Here is a 17,075-nt window from a genome sequence, read left to right on the forward strand (position 1 = left end):
ACGGCCGGGCGCCGTCCTACTTCCAGTCGAGGCAGACCACGACGGCGTCGTCGGCCAGGTCGGCGCCCTCGTGGTACTCGATCAGCTCGTCGATGACGGTCAGCGGGACCTCGGCGGCGTCCTGCAGCCGGGTGCGGCGGGTGGCCTGCTCCAGCGCGGTCGCGCCGAACTCGCCGCGCGCGGTCCGGGCCGAGAACACGCCGTCGCTGACGACGACGAGGCGGTCGCCGGGCTCGAGCCGGAACCGCTGCGGCTTGTACTCGGTGTCGGGGAACATGCCGAGCGGGAGCTGCTGCTCCAGCTCGACGGTGGTGACGTCGGTGCCGCGCATCCGCAGGATGCGCGGCGACCCGGCGTCGATGACGTGGACGACGCCGTCGGCGAGGTCGATGCGCATCACGAGCGTCTCGGTGAACTCGCGGCCGCCGTAGCGGACGTGCACCATGTCGTTGGCGAGGCTGGCCTGCTCGGCGATGTCGGCGCCGGACCGGCGGGCGTTGCGCATCGCGCCGACGGTCAGCGACGTCAGCAGCGCCGCCTGGATGCCGGTGCCGGAGCCGTTGGTGACGGTGAGCGCGAGATGGTCGTGCTCGGTGGACCAGTCGAAGTTGTCGCCGCCGATGGAGTAGGCGGGCTCCAGGTGCCCGGCGAGGCTGAACCGGTCGCCGGTGCAGGCGTGCCCGGGCAGGAGCTGCCACTGCAGCTCGGCGGCGAGGGTGAGGCGCTTGTGCCGCCGGGCCCGCTCGTAGCGGTCGGTGTGGTGCCACGCGACCTTCAGCGCCGAGCCGAGCACCTCGCCGATCTCCACGAGGCCGGCGAGCTCGCCGTCCGTCCACGGGTCCGCGGCGGACAGCTCGAGCACGCCCATCCGCTCGCCGCGGCTGGTGACGGGCACGAACAGCACCTCGGGGGCCGCGCCGCCGCCGTCCCGGCCGGGGGAGAGCCGGACGGGACCCCGCGACACGAACGCCCGGCCCGCGTTCGTCCCGCGGATGCGCAGGCCGCCGGCGCCGTCCCCGTTCCCGGCGGCCCGGGTGCCGGCGGGGGCGCCGAGCGGCGGGACCGGCAGCAGGACGCGCGAGTGGTAGTCGTTCACCAGCAGGCGCACCGCGGCGAGCCCGGGGCGGGCCTCCGCGAGGGCGGCGGCCAGCGCCTCGGGGAGCGCGTGCGCGGGCGCGGAGCGCAGCGCCCGCTCCACCGCGCTCCAGGGACTCGCAGACCCGCCACCCACTTCGTACCCCGTCCTGCCCCAAAACCAATGATCATGACGAACGGCGACCGCCTGCCCCCCGGTCCGACTCGCCCGGTGGGTCCCACCCGCTCGGGACGGAGAACCGCAGGGGAAGACTGCCAGAAAAGTTTGCCATATGGCAAATACTTGACGGCGTGCGGGGTGGTGCGGCGGCGCCCCGCCGTGCTCCGCGTCATGGGCGCGCCCGCCGGCCGCCCGTCCGGGCGTCCGGTCAGGCCGTCCGCGAGCCCGCCGCGCGCACCGCGCCCGGCCCGCCCGCCTCCAGCCGGTCGCACGCCATCCCGAACTCGGTCAGCGCGTCGATGAGCCGGCCCCGGGACGTCGCCGACATCTGCTCCAGCACCTCGCGCACCGCCTCCCGGCGCCGCCGGGTCAGCTCCCCGTGCAGCCGCTCGCCCTGGTCGGTGAGCCGCACGATGATCTCCCGCCGGTCGGCCGGGGCCGCCTCGCGCACCACCAGCCCGGCCGCCTCCAGCCGGTCGCACAGCCGGCTCGTCGAGGACGGGATCGCGCCGAGCTCCTCCGCGAGCCCGCCGAGGTTCAGCCGCCCGAACCGCGCGATCGCCTCCACCGCGCGGAGCTGGATCGGCGACACCGCCGGTTCCAGCCCCTGGTCGGCGCGGCTCCACAGCAGCGCCGCCGTGCTCAGCACCCGCTCCACGGCGGCCGTGACGTCACCCGGCACCTCGCCCGGCGCGGGGCCCGTCCCGCCGGCGCCCGTCCCGTCCGCCGCTTGCCCGTCGGCCGGCGGCCCAGGTCGTCGCTGAGTCACACCCCCGCCTTTCTGGAGCTCCTACATCGCGCCCCCGGCGCGCCGCCGTGCCCGCGCGGCCGGGTTCCGGGCGCGGTGCGGGCGGTACCCCACGATACGCCTCAGCCGGGCCCCCGCCGGGACGGATCGGGACCGGTGCGCAGCCGGTCCACCAGGTCGCCGAGCGCGCTCTCCGACACCGGGTCCTCCCAGGCCCAGAACGGGACGGCCCGCAGGTGGCGGCCCTGCGGGTCGAGGATCTGCCCCGCCAGCTTCATCTGCCACAGCCCCACCGCGCGGTCGGTGACGGTCAGTTGCGGGAAGCCGCGGCGCAGCGCCGTCTCGAACGACTGGACCCGGTCGATCGACCGCAGCCACACCGCGAACAGCATGTTGTCCGCGCCGGACAGGGACGCGCACATCCGCGTCTCGCGCAGCCCCGCGAGCCGTCCGGCCAGCCGCGCCACCTCGTCCGGCGGCGCGCTCGCCCACAGGTACACCGTCACCGGCCAGCCCGACAGCGACCGCGCGACCTCGCACCGGTACATCAGCGCGCCGCCCCGCTCCATCCGGGCGAGGCGCCGCCGGACGGTCGTGGGGCTGAGACCGGTCCGCTCCGCGAGCCGCGCGACCGGCTGCCGGCAGTCCTCCACGAGCAGCCGCGCCAGGTCGCGGTCCGCGGTCCGCAGCGCCGGGTCCCCCGTGCCGCTCGGACGGTCGCCGAGCAGCACCCCCCGCTGCCGCTCGTCGAGCCGGTCGAGGCGCCACCGGCTGCCCTCCGAGTGCAGCGTCGTCGCGATCTGGGTGCGGGTCGCGGTCACGCCCGCCAGCCGCCCCAGCCGGAACCCGACGTAGCGGGCCAGCTCGGCGTTGTCCCGCAGGACGACCGTCGCGATCAGGTCCCGGCCGCCGGTGACGTGCTCGAGGTTGAACACGTGCGGGTCCTCGGCGATGTCGGCCGCGACCTCGTGCAGCCGGCCCGGCGCGCAGTCGATCTCGATGAACGCCACCACCGGCGTCATCCACTCCACCGCCACCGGGAAGCACGCCAGCCAGGCCAGCCCGGCCGCGGTCAGCCGCGCCCAGCGGCGCGCCGCGGTGGAGCCGTCCACGCCGAGGGCCGCGCCGATCCGGCGCCAGTCGGCGCGGGGCGCGGTCTGCAGCGCGGTGACGAGCAGGTGATCCAGTTCGTCCAGGGTGCCCGATGTGTGCATTCGATCCGGGTTTCGCGGCGGATACCGGCAGGTGACGGCCGGGGAAACGGTGCGAACCGCACCATACCCGCATGTCGATCCGTGAAGACGCCGCCGACCTGCGGGAAGAACTGACCGTCCTGCGCCGCGCCCTGCACCGCGAGCCGGAACTCGGCCTCGACCTGCCGCGCACCCAGGAGAAGGTGCTCGCCGCCCTGGACGGCCTGCCGCTGGAGATCTCCACCGGAAAGGCCCTGACCTCCGTCACCGCCGTGCTGCGCGGCGGCCGCGCCGGACGCCCGGACGGGACGCGCGCGCCCGCCGTGCTGCTGCGCGGCGACATGGACGCGCTGCCCGTCCAGGAGGACACCGGCCTCGACTACGCCTCGGCGATCCCCGGCCGCATGCACGCCTGCGGCCACGACCTGCACGTCGCGGGCCTCGTCGGCGCCGCGAAGCTGCTCGCCGCCCGCCGCGCCGACCTGCCCGGCGACGTCGTGTTCATGTTCCAGCCGGGGGAGGAGGGCATGGGCGGCGCCAAGATCATGATCGACGAGGGCGTGCTGGACGCCGCCGGCACGCGCGTCGCCGCCGCCTACGGCCTGCACGTCTTCTCCACCGCCCTCCCGCAGGGCATCGCGGTGACCCGGCCGGGGCCCGTGCTCGCCGCGTCCGACGCCGTCCACGTCACCGTCCGTGGCAAGGGCGGGCACGGCTCGTCGCCGCACGCCGCCAAGGACCCGGTCCCCGCGCTCGCCGCCATGGTCACCGCCTTCCAGACGATGGTGACCCGCGACCTCGACGCCTTCGACCCCGCCGTGGTCACCGTCGGGTCCGTGCACGCCGGGACCGCGGGCAACGTCATCCCCGAGACGGCGACGCTCGAGGCCACCGTCCGGTCGTTCTCCGAGGACGCGCACCGCCGTGTGCGCGCGGGGATCGAGCGGGTGGTCCGCGGCATCGCCGAGGCGCACGGCGTCACCGCCGACCTCGACTACGCCGAGCAGTACCCGGTCACCGTCAACGACGGCGCCGAGGCCGCGTTCGCGCTGGACACCGCCCGCGACCTGCTCGGCGACGAGCGCGCCTTCGAGGCGCCGCGCCCGATGGCCGGCTCCGAGGACTTCTCGTTCGTCCTGAACGAGGTGCCCGGCGCGTTCCTGGGGCTGGGCGCCTGCCCCGCCGACCGCGACCCCGCCACCGCGCCCATGAACCACTCCCCGCAGGCCGCCTACGACGACGCCGTCCTGCCCGACGCGGCCGCCCTGCTCACCGAGCTGGCCGTCCGCCGGCTGGCCCGAGGGGAGTCCGCGTGACGGCCACCGCGGGCGCCAAGGCCCCCCGCCCCGAGGGCCCGGACGGCGCGCCGCCCGTCCAGTCGGTGACCGCCGTCGTCGGCGTGCTGGTCATGTTCGAGATGGTCAGCGGCTTCCTGCAGGCCGGCGTCGCGCCGATGCTGCCCGGCATCGCCGACCACCTCGGCGTCTCCGACTCCGCCGTGACGTGGGTCGTCGCGGTCCAGCTCGTCGCCGCCGCGGTCAGCGTCCCCGCGTTCGGGCGGCTCGGCGACCTGTACGGGCACCGCCGGATGCTGCGCATCGCGATCGTCTCGACCGCGATCGGGTCGGTGCTCGTCGCGCTCGCGCCGAACTTCGGGCTCCTGCTGCTCGGCCGCTTCCTGCAGGGGCCGCTCGCCGCGCTACTGCCGCTGGAGATCTCGCTCGTCCGCGACCGGCTGCCCGTCGAGCTCGCCCGCCGCGCGATCGCCCGGCTCGTCGGCGCCCTCACCCTCGGCGGGCTGCTCGGCGGCGTCGGGATGGGCGTCGCGGACGCCGCGTTCGGCGACGTCCGGCTCGCCCTCGCCGTCCCGGCCGTCCTCGCGGTGCTGTGCGTGCCCGTCGCGTGGATGTACGTCCCCGAGTCGGTCACCCGCGCCGCCGGGCGCGTCGACTGGCCCGGCATCACGATGCTCGGCCTCGCCGTCGTCGGCGTCCTCGCGGGCGTCTCGCTCGGCGGCGAGCAGGGGTGGCTGACCGGCACCGCCCTCGGCTGCCTCGCGTTCGGCCTCGTCCTCCTCGTCGCCTGGGCCGTCATGGAGCTGCGGGTCGCGCAGCCCCTCGTCGACCTGCGCGCCATGGCCGGACGGCACGTCGCGCCGTACTACTTCGCCTCGTTCGCGTTCGGCGTGGTGTACTTCGGCGTCCAGTCCCCGAACTCGACGTTCATGGCCGCCGACCCGGACGAGGCGGGCTACGGGTTCGGCATGTCGGCGCTGTCGATCTCGATGGTCATGCTGCCCGCGATGGTCTGCAGCATCGTCGCGTCCACCCAGACCGCCCGGCTCGCCGCCAAGATCGGCTACCGCAACGCGCTGATCGGCTCCTACGGCCTCGTCGCGGTCGGCTTTGCCGGGATGGCCGTCGCGCACGGCGCCGTCTGGCAGTTCGTCATCGAGCTGATGTTCATGGGCCTCGGGCTCGGCGTCGCGCTCAGCGCCATGCCGACCGTGATCGCCGAGGCGAGCGACCCGTCCCGCACCGGCGTCTCGACGGCCCTGTACAACAACGTCAAGACGATCGGCGGCGCCGTCGCGGGCGGCGTGTTCGGCACCGTGCTCGCCGCCGCCGCGGGCTCGGACCACCCGAGCGAGGGCGGGTACATGACCGTCTGGATCGTCAGCGGCCTGTTCGCCCTCATCGCCGCCGCGCTCGCCCTCCTCGCGGGCAAGCAGCGGGCGTGACGGACGGACGCCCCCGGCACCGGGCGGTCACGACGCCGTGCGGCCGATGGGTCGCCCCGCGCAGTTCCATCGCGAAGAAGAAGTACGGGATGTCCGGCCCATCGACCCGATGACCAGCGCCGACGGCACCAGCGGCCCCCGCGCCAGCGGCAGGACGGCGGCGGCATGGCTCAGCGTGAACGGCACGCGCGCTCCCTCACGGCACTCGACGAGATCGTTCGCCGAGTACGACGGGCCGCCGCCGCGCCGAGTTGTGGAGGGATCGTGAAGATCCGTCAGGTCGGCTGCGGTGCCTTCCGGCGGGACGCCAGCAGCCGCTCGAGACCGCCGGGGGACCCCGAAGGCTCGGGCAGGCGGCGCGCGTTGAAGTCGTCGACGAGGGTCCGGACGGTCTCGCGGGCGCACGACTTGTTCGTCCCGATGAAGCCCGTCGGGCCGCGCTTGATCCAGCCGGTGACGTACGCCCCGGTCACGGGCTCGCCCGTGCCGACCCGGCCCGCCGTGTTCGGGACCGTCCCGGTGGCCGCGTCGAACGGCAGGCCGGGGACGGGACGCCCGTGGTAGCCGATCGACGACAGCACCAGGCCCGCCTCGACGAACTCGGTCTCCCCGGTCGGCGCCGCGCGGCCGTCGACGAGTTCGTTGCGGACGAACTCGACGCCGTCCGCCGTGATCCGCGCGGGCGACAGCAGGTACCGCAGCGTGATCCGCCGCTCCCCGGACGGCGCGCGGCCGTCGAGCCCGCGGAGCATGCCCAGCTTGTGGACGGTCGAGTGCGGCGCGCCCTCGCCGGGTTCGAGGCTCGCGCCGGCCGCGTCGACGGCGACGCCGATGCCCGGGACGTCGAGCAGGCCGCGCAGCTCGGCGACCGTGAACGCCGACTGGGCGGGGCCGCGCCGTCCCGCCACCACGATCTCCTCGAGGCGGCTCCCGCAGAGGGCGTCCAGCGCGGCGGGCGCGATGTCGGTGCCCGCGAGCCGCTCGGGGTCGCTCGCCAGGACGCGCGCCACGTCCAGCGCCACGTTCCCGTTCCCGACGATCACCGCGCGCCGGTGCGACAGGTCGAACGTCCGGTCCGCGTGGTCCGGGTGGCCGTTGTACCAGGCGACGAACTCCGTCGCCGTCCCGGCGAGCCCGGCGCCCGGGACGTCCAGCCGCCGGTCCGACGACGCGCCCACCGCGTAGATCACCGCGTGGTGGTGCTCGAGCAGTTCCTCGTGCGTCACGTCGCGGCCCACCTCGACGCCGAGGAACAGCCGGAAGCCGTCCTGCGCGGAGATCCGGTCGAAGAGGTCGGTGACCTGCCGGGTCTTCGGGTGGTCGGGGGCGACGCCCGTCCGGGCCAGCCCGTACGGGACGGACAGCCGCTCGAACACGTCGACCCTCGCCCCGGGGACGGTCAGCAGCTCGTCCGCGGCGAACATCGCGGCCGGGCCGGACCCGACGATCGCGACCCGCGGGGGTTCGCCGCCGCGCACCCGCAGCGGCGGGGGCTGCGGCGCGAGCAGCGGCGCCGGCGGGCGCGGCTCCCGGTAGAAGTCGGCGTTCAGCGGCAGGAACGGGAGCTGCTCCTCCGCCAGCTTCGTGTGCGGGACGATCGCGCCCACCGGGCACGCCGACACGCACGCCCCGCAGTCCACGCACGCCGCGGGATCGATGTAGAGCATCTCCGCGGTGTGGAAGTCCGGCTCGTCCGGCGTCGGATGGATGCAGTTGACCGGGCACGCGTGGACGCACGAGGCGTCGTTGCAGCACGACTGCGTGACGACGTGGGGCATCGGGCTACGCCGCCTGCCGCGCCGGCCGGTGCGGCTCGCCGCGGTACCGCGACGCCGGGCCGTCGATGCGGCACATCCGCCACAGCCGCTTCGACACCGGGTTCATCAGCCCGAGCTGCTCGGCCAGCATCCGGACGTCCCCGAAGTAGCCGCGCAGGATCTCCCGCGAGTGCGGGCGGCTCCAGAACGCCTCCCGGATCACCTTGCGCGGGATGCCGAACTCCTTGGCCATCTCCGGCGGCGGCGCCATGATCGCGCCCGCCAGCCAGCGCATGATCAGCGGGTACGCGATCGACGTGATCGCGCGCCCCGCCTTCGTCTGCCGGGACACGTGCTCGTGCAGGAACCGGTGCGCGAACGAGATGTGCCGCGCCTCCTCGGCGATGTGGATCTCCATCGTGCGCAGCAGCGCCGGCGGCCGCGCCGCCCCGTCGTGGATGACGCTCTTCTGGAAGTGGTCGATCGGCTCCTCGCCGGCGAGGATGCCGATGAAGAAGAGGATCGGCAGGTGCGCGCCCAGGTGCCAGTAGTTGGACGTGATCCGGTAGTGCCGCCGCATGCCGGGCACGTCCGCGCCCGTCCGGTTCACCATCTCCTGGAACATCTGGATGTGGTTGCACTCCTCCGTCATCTCGTGGAGGCAGTACCGGAACTCGGGCGACCCGTTCGGCAGCCGCATCGCGTACTGCATCATGCCGCGGATCAGCACGCTCTCGAACTGGAGCCCGACCTTGGTGATGTTGGCGGACCGCCACATCCCGATGGCGATCTTCTTCTCCTCGGGCAGCGCCTTGTACCAGGGGTGCGCGCCGAGCGGGTCGCAGTCCGGGAGGATCCACCGCGGGTCGTTCGTGTCGACGGCGAACTCGGGGGAGTCCCAGTCGATGTCCAGGTACGGGTCGAAGCGCCGGTGGACCGATCCCTCGGACAGGGTCCGCAGCACGTCCCGGTAGTCCTGATCGATCTTCACGATCGCCTCCAGCCGAGCGACGTTTACACTTACAGGGGCGACTGTAAGCAGCAGATGACCAAGGGGTCAATACCCGAACCGGATCCGGCAGGGTGATGTGGGATACTTCTGGGACCCGGAAGGAAGGCCACGGTGACCCAGACGAAGAGCGCGACCAGGCGCCCGTCCCTGTCACCCGAGCAGATCCGGGTCAGGATCCTCGACGCCGCCGCCGACTGCCTCGTCGACGGCGGGTTCGCCTCCGGACGCCTGCTGTCGGCGATCGCCCGCAAGGCCGGGCTGTCTCGCCCAACCCTTTACAAGTACGGCGGCACGATCGACGACATCAAGCAGGCGCTTCTCGAACGCGAGCTCGCCGCCTTCCTCGACGCGCTCGCCCCCCGCCTGCGCGCCCTCGCCTGGACGGTCGACGGCATCGCCGACCTGCTGATCTTCATCGTCGGCTACGCCCGCGGACACACCCTCCTCAACGCCGCGCTCCGCGACGTCCCCGAACTCGTCCTCCCCGTCTTCACCCTGCAGGCCGCGGGCCCGATCCGGCTCATCACGGAGATGGCGGAGCCGATCGTCCAGGAGCAGATCGACGCCGGGAGCATCCCGCCCGTCGACGTCCCCGTCCTCACCGACGTCCTGTTCCGCGTCACGCTCTCGACCGTCCTCATCCGCAGCGACATGGACTTCGACGACCCCGCCACCCTCCGCAGCTACCTGCACACCGCGATCAACTTCGCCGCCGAGCTCCCGACGTCCTGAGCTCCAGCGCCGCCACGGTGACCCGGCCGCCGAACAGGCTCAGCCGCTGCGCGAACACCGGGACCAGGCCGCTCCCGACCGCCTGCACCAGCCCCTCGTCCGGGACCAGCACCACCGCGCGCCCGTCCGCGGCCAGCACCCGCGCGATCTCCCGCCACAGCCGCGCGGGCCGGTCCGCGAGCCGTCCCCGCGCCCCCACCTGCACGCCCCACGGCGGGTTGCACAGCACGCGGTCGACGCTGCGGTCGTCCACGGGCAGCGCCCCGGCGTCGCCCCGCCGCACCCGGACGGGCGCCGCGCCCGCGTTCCGCGCGGCGGCCCGCAGCGCCCCGGCGTCGAGGTCGAACCCCTCCAGGGACGCGCCCGGCTCCCCGACCTCGATCAGCAGCGTGCCCGCACCGCAGCACGGATCCACCACCCGATGCCCCGGCCGCACCTCCGCGAGCTGCGCCATCGCCGCCGCGACCGGCGGATGCAGCGTCCCGGGCACGCTCTCGACCTTGTAGGCCCGCCGGTGCGCGGGCCGCTCGCCCACCCGGAGCAGCACCGACGCGCGCGTCCCGTCCAGCGTGACCCGCCACCCCGCGCACCCGTCCGGCGGGGCCGTCCCGTCCCGCCGCGAGTGGTACGGGACGCCCGCCCGCTCCGCGAGCACCCGCCCCACCGCGTCCTCGACGTCGAACCGGTTGAAGTTCCGGCGCCCCAGGAAGGACGCCGACACCTCGACGCCCGCGAACCCCCGCGGCCCGCCGAGCGCCCCGCGCTCGCGCACCAGCCCGTCGACGTCGACGCCCCGCGCCAGCCGGGCGAGGGCTTCGAGCCCGTCCCTGCGCCTCCCGACGTCCTCGCCACGGGCGGCCACCAGGAACACGTCGTCGGCCGTGCGCAGACTGCCCACGGCTCCCCGGAAGCCGACCTCGCGGTGACCGACCGACTCGACGCACGCGGACCCCGTCCGCAGAATCTCCGTGCTCACCACGGGCTCCAGCCCGCGAACGCACCGCGCCACCAGGCGCGCCGCCGTCACGAGACGGCGAACGCACCGGGACGCGGAGAACCACCGAACGCACGCATGACAGCGTTCTCCCACGTCGCAACCCGGGACGGCGCACACCGCCGCCCCGCATCGCCGGCGCCGGGCCCTGCCGCGCCGCGCCGACGGGCCGCTAACGCAGGTGGAAGAACGTCATGATCGCCATGCTAGCCCCGGCCCGCGCCCGTATTCATCCCGTTTTGCGTGCCGGCAGGGAAGGTCGGCCCGCGGCGCGGCGGACGACGCCCTAGCGGGACGGGCGGTACGGGGCGGTGGGGAGGCCGCGGACGGGGGTGGGGGCGGTGAGGACGCGGCCGTCGGCGGGGGCGGGGGAGTCGAGGCCGTAGGCGGCGGTCGTGACCAGCACGCGGTACGGGGGCCACGGGGACAGGCACACGCTCGTGGGTTGCAGGGCGGGGACGGGGAGGTCGGCGAGGAGTTCGCCGGACGGCGCGTAGCGGCGGACGGCCGAGGCGCCCCAGATCGCGGACCACACGCAGCCCTCGGCGTCGACGGCCATCCCGTCCGGGGAGCCGTCGTGGACGCGGGCGAACATTTCGCGCTCGCCCGGCGTGCCGGACGCGGGGTCGATCGGGACGCGGTAGATCACGCCGTGCGGGCTGTCGGCGAGGTACATCGTCGTGCCGTCGGGCGTGAACACCGGGCCGTTCGGCACGGTCAGGCCGTCCATCACCCGGTGCACGGAGCCGTCGCGGTCCGTGCGGTAGAGGGAGCCCGCGCCCTGCGTGCCGTCGTAGGCCATCGAGCCCGCCCAGAACCGGCCGGACGGATCGGCCGCGCCGTCGTTCATCCGCATGGGCGTGGGCGCGCCGTCCTCGGGGCGGGCGAGCCACTCGGGGGCGGCGTGCTCGCGCAGGAGGACGACGCCCGTGCCGGCGGCCGCGATCCAGCCGTCCCCGGCGGGGGCGACGGCGCCGAGCGGAAACGGGACGGACGCCGCGAGGGCCGGGGGCTCGAGGCGGTACAGGTTCCCGGCGAGGAGGTCGACGGCGACGAAGCCGCCGTCGACGGCGCGCAGGCCCTCGCCGAGTTCCCACGGGCCCGCGCCGGGGAGGGGCGTGAACGGTCCGGCGGTCATCGCAGCGCGGCTCCTTCGGGCAGGCCGAGCAGGCCGAGTTCGTCGCGGCGGGGGAGGCCCTCCCAGTCGCCGCGGCTCTGCACGGCGAACGCGCCGACCGTGTGGGCGCGGACGAGGCGGGCCTCGGCGTCGAGGCCGTCGAGCAGCCCGGACAGGTACCCGGCGACGAACCCGTCGCCGGCGCCGACCGAGTCGACCGGGCGGACGCGCCGCGCGGGCACCGTGCGGGTGCCCTCGGCGGTGTGCGAGCGGGCCTCGGCGCCGTCCTTGACGACGACCTCGCGGGCGCCGTTCGCGAGGAGCCGTCCGGGGTCGCCGATCAGCGGGAGCTCGTCGGGCGACGCGATGACGTGGTCGGCGCGCGCGGCGAGCGGGGCGAGGGCCGCGGCGGCGGCGTCGCGGGTCCAGAGCCGCTCGCGGTGGTTGACGTCGAGGCTGACGCGGGCGCCGCGGGCGCGGGCGAGGTCGCACGCGGCGGTGACGGCGTCGCGGCACGAGCGGCTCAGCGCGGGCGTGATGCCGGTGACGTGGACGATCGCGGGTTCGAGGTCGAGGGCCGTGACGTCGTCCGGGCTCAGCCGGGACCCGGCGGAGCCCTCCCGGAGGTACTGGACGCGCGTCACGTCGGGCAGCCGCTGCTCGAACATGATCACGCCCGTGGGGGCGGTGTCGTCGCGCCGGACGCCCGAGACGTCGACGCCCTCGGCCCGCAGGGTGCGGGTGACGAGGTGGCCGGGTTCGTCCGTCCCGACCCGCCCGGCCCACGCGGCGGTGTGCCCGAGGCGGGCGAGCCCGATCGCGACGTTGCTCTCCGCGCCCGCGATGCTCGTCGCGAACCCGGCGCCGAGGCGGATCGGGCCCGTGGCGCGCAGGGCCATCATCGTCTCGCCGAGCGTGAGGACGTCGACCCGGGTCACGGCCGCACCGCCGCGACGAACGCGCGGGCCCGGCGGCGCAGCGCGCCGAGGTCGCCGCCGTGGGGCGCGTCCCCGCACAGCGGCGAGCCGACGCCGACCGCGACGGCGCCGAGCGAGAGGTACTCGACGGCCTCGGCCTCGCCGACCCCGCCGACCGGGACGAACGGGACGTCCGGGAACGGGTCGCGCAGCGCCTTCAGGTAGCCGGGGCCGTTCGCGCTCGCCGGGAACAGCTTCACGGCCGTGGCCCCGGACGCGACGGCGGACGCCGTCTCGGTCGGCGTGAGCGCGCCCGCGAGCACCGGCAGGCCGAGCCGCAGCGCCTCGTCGACGCCCGCGCCGAGCGACGGCGTCACCGCGTATCCGGCGCCCGCGTCCCGCGCCCGCCGCGCGTCGTCCGCCGTCAGGACCGTCCCGGCGCCGACCCGGACGCCCGCGCCCGCGACCTCCTCGATCACCCGCAGCGCGTCCGCGCCGCTCAGCGAGACCTCGATCAGCGCGATGCCCTCGTCGGCGAGGGCGAGCGCCGTCCGGACGGACGCGGCGCGGTCCCGGCCGCGCACGATCGCGACCAGCCGGTTCCGCCGCAGTTCCTCGATCATCCGGTCGTTCACCATTCCGCGTGTCCTCCGTCGGGGTGCCGCCACACCGGCGGCCGCCAGCGGTGCCCGGTCCGGCCGGCGGCGCGCACCGCGTCCTCGTCGATCTCGATGCCCAGGCCGGGCGCGTCCCACCGCTCGATCGAGCCGTGCACGAACGCGAACGGCGACGTGTCGGCCAGGTAGTCGAGCACCTCGGCGCCGTCGTTGTAGTGGATGCCGATGCTCTGCTCCTGGATCAGGAAGTTCGGCGTCGCGAACGCCACCTGCAGGCTCGCGGCCAGCGACAGCGGGCCGAGCGGGCAGTGCGGGGCGAGCAGCGCGCCGTGCGTCTCCGCGAGCGACGCGATCCGCCGCACCTCGGAGATGCCGCCCGCGTGCGACAGGTCCGGCTGCGCCACCGCGATCCCGGCCTGCAGCGCGGGCAGGAAGTCGGTGCGGGAGAACAGCCGCTCGCCGGTGGCGATGGGCGTCACCGTGGCCGCGACGACGTCCCCGAGCCGGTGCGTGTACTCCGGCAGCACGGGTTCCTCGACGAACAGCGGCCGGTACGGTTCGAGCAGCGGGACGATCCGGCGTGCGGCGGCGACGCCGATGCGGCCGTGGAAGTCGACGGCGAAGTCGTTGCCGTCCCCGACCGCCTCCCGGACGGTCGCGACCCGCCGGACGATCGCGTCGATCTCGCGGACCGTCGGGGACGGGCCGACCCGCCCCGACGCGTTGATCTTCACGGCGGTGAGGCCCGCCGCGAGCTGCGCCGCGGCGGCGTCGCCGACCTCGCCCGGTTCGTCCCCGCCGACCCAGCCGTACACCCGGACCCGGTCGCGGACGGCGCCGCCGAGGAGCTGGTGCACGGGCACGCCCAGCGACTTGCCGAGGATGTCCCAGAGCGCCTGGTCGAGGCCCGCGACCGCGCTGGACAGCACGGGCCCGCCCCGGTAGAACGCCGCCTTCGTCATGAGCTGCCACAGCCGCTCGATGTGGCGCGGGTCCTCGCCGAGCAGGAGCTCCGACACCTCCTCGACGGCCGCGCGGGTCGTCTCCGCGCGCCCCTCGACGACGGGCTCGCCCCAGCCGACGAGGCCGTCGTCGGTCTCCACCCGGCAGAACAGCCAGCGCGGCGGCACCAGGAACGTCTCGACTCCGATGATCTTCACGCCGTCCCCTCGCCGACACGGCGCCCGCCGGTCACGCCGACCCCTTGGTGATGCTCCAGCCGCCGTCGACGAACAGCGACGCGCCGGTGACGAACGAGGCGTCCGGCCCGGCGAGGAACGCGATCGCGGCGGCGACCTCCTCCGGGCGGCCGAGGCGGCCCGCGACGGTCTCGGCGGCGCTGCGCTCCCGGTCGTCCTCGCCGATCCCGTCCCACTGCGCGGTCAGCACGGGCCCCGGCAGGACGGCGTTGACCCGCACCCCCGGGCCGTACTCGACGGCGAGCTGCCGGGTCAGCCCGGTCAGCCCGGCCTTCGCCGCCGCGTACGCGGGGCGGGCGGGCAGCCCGAACGCGGCGTGCACGGACGACACCACCACGATCGACGCGCGCGGGCTGCGGCGCAGGTCGTCCAGCGTGGCCCGGACGCCGAGGAACGTGCCGGTGAGGGTGACGTCGAGCTGCCGCCGCCACGACTCGACCGAAACCTCGTCGGCCGCGCCCGGCTCGTAGCGGACGGCGTTGGAGACCAGCACGTCGACCGGGCCGAGCGCCGCGCGGCAGGCGCCGACGGCGCGCTCCCAGTCGGCGGCGTCGCCGACGTCGCAGCGCACGCCGAGCGCGCCGGGCAGCTCCGCCGCGACGGCCTCGACCTCCGGCGCGACGTCGAGCAGCGCGACGGCGTACCCGTCGGCCGCCAGCCGCCGCGCGGTCGCCGCGCCGATGCCGCTCGCCGCGCCCGTCACGACCGCGACCGGCCGTGCCCCCGTGGACGCCGTCATCGTCCCCCCGCCTCCATGTGCCGCGTCTCCTTCGTCTGCGTTTCCGTGTCCCGCGTGCGCGCCACGCCCACCCGGACGGCGAGCGACGTCGAGCCGCCCGGCGCGATCGGCTCCCAGGGGCCGAGCGCCTCGCACTCGACGATCCGGTCCGGCGGGTTCAGCCCGCCGAGATGCTCCAGCGGCCGGGGCAGCGGGTGCTCCATCCACACCTCGGCGCGCGAACCGCCGTCGGGGTAGGCGGCCCCGTCGCGGACGTCGAAGTCCATCGTCAGCCGCCGTCCCGCGCGCGTGTAGGCGAGCCGCCCGGTGGCGCCGGGGAAGCCGAGCTTGCCGACGACGTCCTGCGCCGGAACCTCGATCGCGCCCGGATCGGGACGCGTCCACGCCGGCGCGGCCGTCCCGACCGCGAGCTCCACCGGGTCGGCGGAGCCCGGGGCGACCTCGACGCGGACCGTCCCGCCGCCCGGGTACTGGGCGACGTTCCACAGCGCCCACCGCACCGGAGCGTCGGTCTCGTTGACCGCCGTCAGCCGCAGGTCGTAGGAGGCCCCGGCGGCGAGCCGGAACTCCCGGCGCAGCCGCAGGCCGGTCCGCGGGTCGTGCTCGCTGGTCAGCGTCACTTCCGCGAACCCCGGCCCGGTCCGGACGTCCGCGCGGTACGGGCCCGAGTCGAGCACCGGATCCGGCGGCCCCGCCCACTCGGCGTCCGACGACCAGCCCTGCGGCGCCGGCCACGTCTTGTCGCCGCCGTAGTTGCGCCAGTTCGCCATCGGCCCGGACGTGCGCTCCGGCCGGTGCCCGCCGGCCGGGTGCAGCCGGTCGTCCAGCAGCGCGGGGTTGCGCCACAGGAGCTCGTCGCCGTCGTGGACGAGCGCGAGCAGCCGGCCGCCGAGCGCCGGGACGATCCCGAGCCGCAGCACCCCGTTGTCGAGCCACACGACCTCGTACGGGCCGGACGCGTCGGTCCGGACGTCCGTCATGAGGCGTCCGGCACGAGGACGACCTTGCCCTTGCTGTTCCCGGCGGCGAGCGCGTACGCCTCGTCCGCGCGGGAGAACCCGAACGCGTCGCTGACGACCTTCTCGGGCCGCAGCCCCCACCCGACCAGGTTGCGCGCCAGCTCGCTCATCGCGGGCAGCGACGTCACCCAGGACGCGTGGATCGTGAGCTGCTTGTGCAGGAGCGTGTCCGACACCTCGGTGACCAGGTCGCCGCCCTCGCCGACGAGGGACACGTGCCCCCATTCGGCGGCGGCCTCCAGCGCGAGGCTCCGGCCCGGCCGCGAACCCGAGCAGTCGATCGTGACGGCCGCGCCGCCGCGCCCGGTGAGGTCCGCGACGGCCTCGGCCGCGCGGTCGTCCGAGGGGAGCGTCGCGTCGAACACGCCGAGCCCGTCCGCCCACGCGCGCCGCGCCTCCGACGGCTCCACGCCGATGACCTTGCGGGCGCCCATCCCGCGGCCGATCATCCCGGCGGCGAGCCCGACCGGGCCGAGCCCGACGACGAGCAGGTCGGCGTCGCCGCTGACGCCCGCGCGCCGCAGCCCCTCGTAGGCGGTGCCGAACCCGCAGGCGATGAGCGCCCCGTCCACGTACGACAGCTCGTCCGGCAGCGGCACGCACGTCCGCTCCTCCGCGAGCAGGTACGGGGCGTGCCCGCCGTCGCGCTGCCACCCGTACGACTCGCGTCCCGCGTCGCAGCTGATGTAGTGCCCGCGGCGGCAGTTGTCGCACAGGCCGCAGCCCACGATGTGGTACACGATCACGCGGTCGCCGACGCCGAAGCGCCGCACCCCCGGGCCGGTCGCGACGATCCGGCCGGACGGCTCGTGCCCCGCGACCACGCCGCGGTAGGCGGGGCCGTCGACGCCCCGGTACCCCTTGTACTCGCGGTAGATGAAGCCGATGTCGCTGCCGCAGATCCCGGACGCGCCGACCTCGACCAGCACCTGCCCGTGGCCCGGCTCCGGCACCGGGTACTCGCGGAGCACGGCCGTCGAGTCGCCGGGCAGGAAGACGCCCTGCATCGTTGATTCCATGGAAGCACCCCCGGTTC

The 17,075-nt window shown here is 75.5% G+C and carries 17 protein-coding genes; 3 read left to right on the top strand and 14 right to left on the bottom strand.

The genetic code is table 11. The features are described 5' to 3' along the window. Positions 1-16: 16 nt before the first annotated feature. The 3 genes from AB0L25_RS12335 to AB0L25_RS12345 all read right to left on the bottom strand — a co-directional run bounded on the left by AB0L25_RS12335 (position 17) and on the right by AB0L25_RS12345 (position 3,217). On the bottom strand, positions 17-1,198 hold the full coding sequence (locus tag AB0L25_RS12335) for a PP2C family protein-serine/threonine phosphatase (protein ID WP_500171307.1): 1,182 nt from the start codon (positions 1,196-1,198) through the stop codon (positions 17-19). 265 nt (positions 1,199-1,463) lie between these two features. Further along, positions 1,464-2,024 (bottom strand): MarR family winged helix-turn-helix transcriptional regulator, encoded by a 561-nt coding sequence (locus AB0L25_RS12340; RefSeq protein ID WP_500171309.1) that lies wholly within the window; start codon positions 2,022-2,024, stop codon positions 1,464-1,466. Positions 2,025-2,125: 101 nt separating this feature from the next. Continuing rightward, the gene (locus tag AB0L25_RS12345; protein WP_500171311.1) at positions 2,126-3,217 is read right to left on the bottom strand and encodes an Lrp/AsnC family transcriptional regulator; all 1,092 of its coding nucleotides are present in this window, start codon (positions 3,215-3,217) and stop codon (positions 2,126-2,128) included. A gap of 71 nt (positions 3,218-3,288) precedes the next feature. On the opposite strand from AB0L25_RS12345, the gene AB0L25_RS12350 reads away from it, so the two are divergent. Then, entirely contained in the window at positions 3,289-4,512 is a 1,224-nt protein-coding gene (locus AB0L25_RS12350) for a M20 metallopeptidase family protein (protein ID WP_500171313.1), read from the top strand. Beyond that, the gene (locus AB0L25_RS12355) at positions 4,509-5,936 is read left to right on the top strand and encodes an MFS transporter (RefSeq protein ID WP_500171314.1); all 1,428 of its coding nucleotides are present in this window, start codon (positions 4,509-4,511) and stop codon (positions 5,934-5,936) included. The genes AB0L25_RS12350 and AB0L25_RS12355 overlap by 4 nt, the downstream gene beginning before the upstream one ends. 27 nt (positions 5,937-5,963) lie before the next feature. Here the strand turns inward: AB0L25_RS12355 and AB0L25_RS12360 are convergent, their stop codons facing one another. The 3 genes from AB0L25_RS12360 to AB0L25_RS12370 form a co-directional block, all read right to left on the bottom strand. Further along, positions 5,964-6,122: a DUF4184 family protein gene (locus tag AB0L25_RS12360; RefSeq protein WP_500171316.1), complete on the bottom strand. Its 159-nt coding sequence runs from the start codon at positions 6,120-6,122 to the stop codon at positions 5,964-5,966. An 89-nt stretch (positions 6,123-6,211) separates the two neighbouring features. Beyond that, on the bottom strand, positions 6,212-7,714 hold the full coding sequence (locus tag AB0L25_RS12365; RefSeq protein ID WP_500171318.1) for an FAD-dependent oxidoreductase: 1,503 nt from the start codon (positions 7,712-7,714) through the stop codon (positions 6,212-6,214). A 4-nt stretch (positions 7,715-7,718) separates the two neighbouring features. Continuing rightward, positions 7,719-8,684 (bottom strand): AurF N-oxygenase family protein, encoded by a 966-nt coding sequence (locus AB0L25_RS12370; RefSeq protein WP_500171320.1) that lies wholly within the window; start codon positions 8,682-8,684, stop codon positions 7,719-7,721. Between the two features lie 132 nt (positions 8,685-8,816). Between AB0L25_RS12370 and AB0L25_RS12375 the strand changes: the two genes are divergently transcribed. Continuing rightward, entirely contained in the window at positions 8,817-9,437 is a 621-nt protein-coding gene (locus AB0L25_RS12375; RefSeq protein WP_500171322.1) for a TetR/AcrR family transcriptional regulator, read from the top strand. On the opposite strand, the gene AB0L25_RS12380 is transcribed toward AB0L25_RS12375, so the two are convergent. From AB0L25_RS12380 to AB0L25_RS12415, 8 genes are all read right to left on the bottom strand, one after another. Beyond that, positions 9,406-10,413: a TRM11 family SAM-dependent methyltransferase gene (locus tag AB0L25_RS12380; RefSeq protein WP_500171324.1), complete on the bottom strand. Its 1,008-nt coding sequence runs from the start codon at positions 10,411-10,413 to the stop codon at positions 9,406-9,408. The two genes, AB0L25_RS12375 and AB0L25_RS12380, sit on opposite strands and share 32 nt — an antisense overlap. A gap of 304 nt (positions 10,414-10,717) precedes the next feature. Beyond that, positions 10,718-11,569 carry an SMP-30/gluconolactonase/LRE family protein gene (locus AB0L25_RS12385; protein ID WP_500171325.1) on the bottom strand — a complete coding sequence of 284 codons (852 nt, stop codon included), beginning with the start codon at positions 11,567-11,569 and terminating at the stop codon, positions 10,718-10,720. Further along, positions 11,566-12,486, bottom strand: a complete 921-nt coding sequence (locus AB0L25_RS12390; RefSeq protein WP_500171327.1) for a sugar kinase — start codon at positions 12,484-12,486, stop codon at positions 11,566-11,568. The genes AB0L25_RS12385 and AB0L25_RS12390 overlap by 4 nt, the downstream gene beginning before the upstream one ends. Next, a complete protein-coding gene (locus AB0L25_RS12395; protein ID WP_500171329.1) occupies positions 12,483-13,103 on the bottom strand; it encodes a bifunctional 4-hydroxy-2-oxoglutarate aldolase/2-dehydro-3-deoxy-phosphogluconate aldolase in 621 nt (206 codons plus the stop codon). Before AB0L25_RS12395 ends, AB0L25_RS12390 begins: the two co-directional genes overlap by 4 nt. Continuing rightward, entirely contained in the window at positions 13,097-14,242 is a 1,146-nt protein-coding gene (gene dgoD / locus AB0L25_RS12400) for a galactonate dehydratase (RefSeq protein WP_500171331.1), read from the bottom strand. The genes AB0L25_RS12395 and dgoD overlap by 7 nt, the downstream gene beginning before the upstream one ends. A gap of 31 nt (positions 14,243-14,273) precedes the next feature. Further along, entirely contained in the window at positions 14,274-15,020 is a 747-nt protein-coding gene (locus AB0L25_RS12405) for an SDR family NAD(P)-dependent oxidoreductase (protein ID WP_500171333.1), read from the bottom strand. Further along, on the bottom strand, positions 15,017-16,000 hold the full coding sequence (locus AB0L25_RS12410) for a DUF4380 domain-containing protein (RefSeq protein WP_500171334.1): 984 nt from the start codon (positions 15,998-16,000) through the stop codon (positions 15,017-15,019). The genes AB0L25_RS12405 and AB0L25_RS12410 overlap by 4 nt, the downstream gene beginning before the upstream one ends. After that, positions 15,997-17,058 (bottom strand): zinc-dependent alcohol dehydrogenase family protein, encoded by a 1,062-nt coding sequence (locus AB0L25_RS12415; RefSeq protein ID WP_500171336.1) that lies wholly within the window; start codon positions 17,056-17,058, stop codon positions 15,997-15,999. Before AB0L25_RS12415 ends, AB0L25_RS12410 begins: the two co-directional genes overlap by 4 nt. Between the last annotated feature and the right edge of the window lie 17 nt (positions 17,059-17,075).

Source organism: Spirillospora sp. NPDC052242 (genome assembly GCF_040679555.1).
In the GTDB taxonomy this organism is placed as follows: Bacteria; Actinomycetota; Actinomycetes; order Streptosporangiales; family Streptosporangiaceae; genus Spirillospora.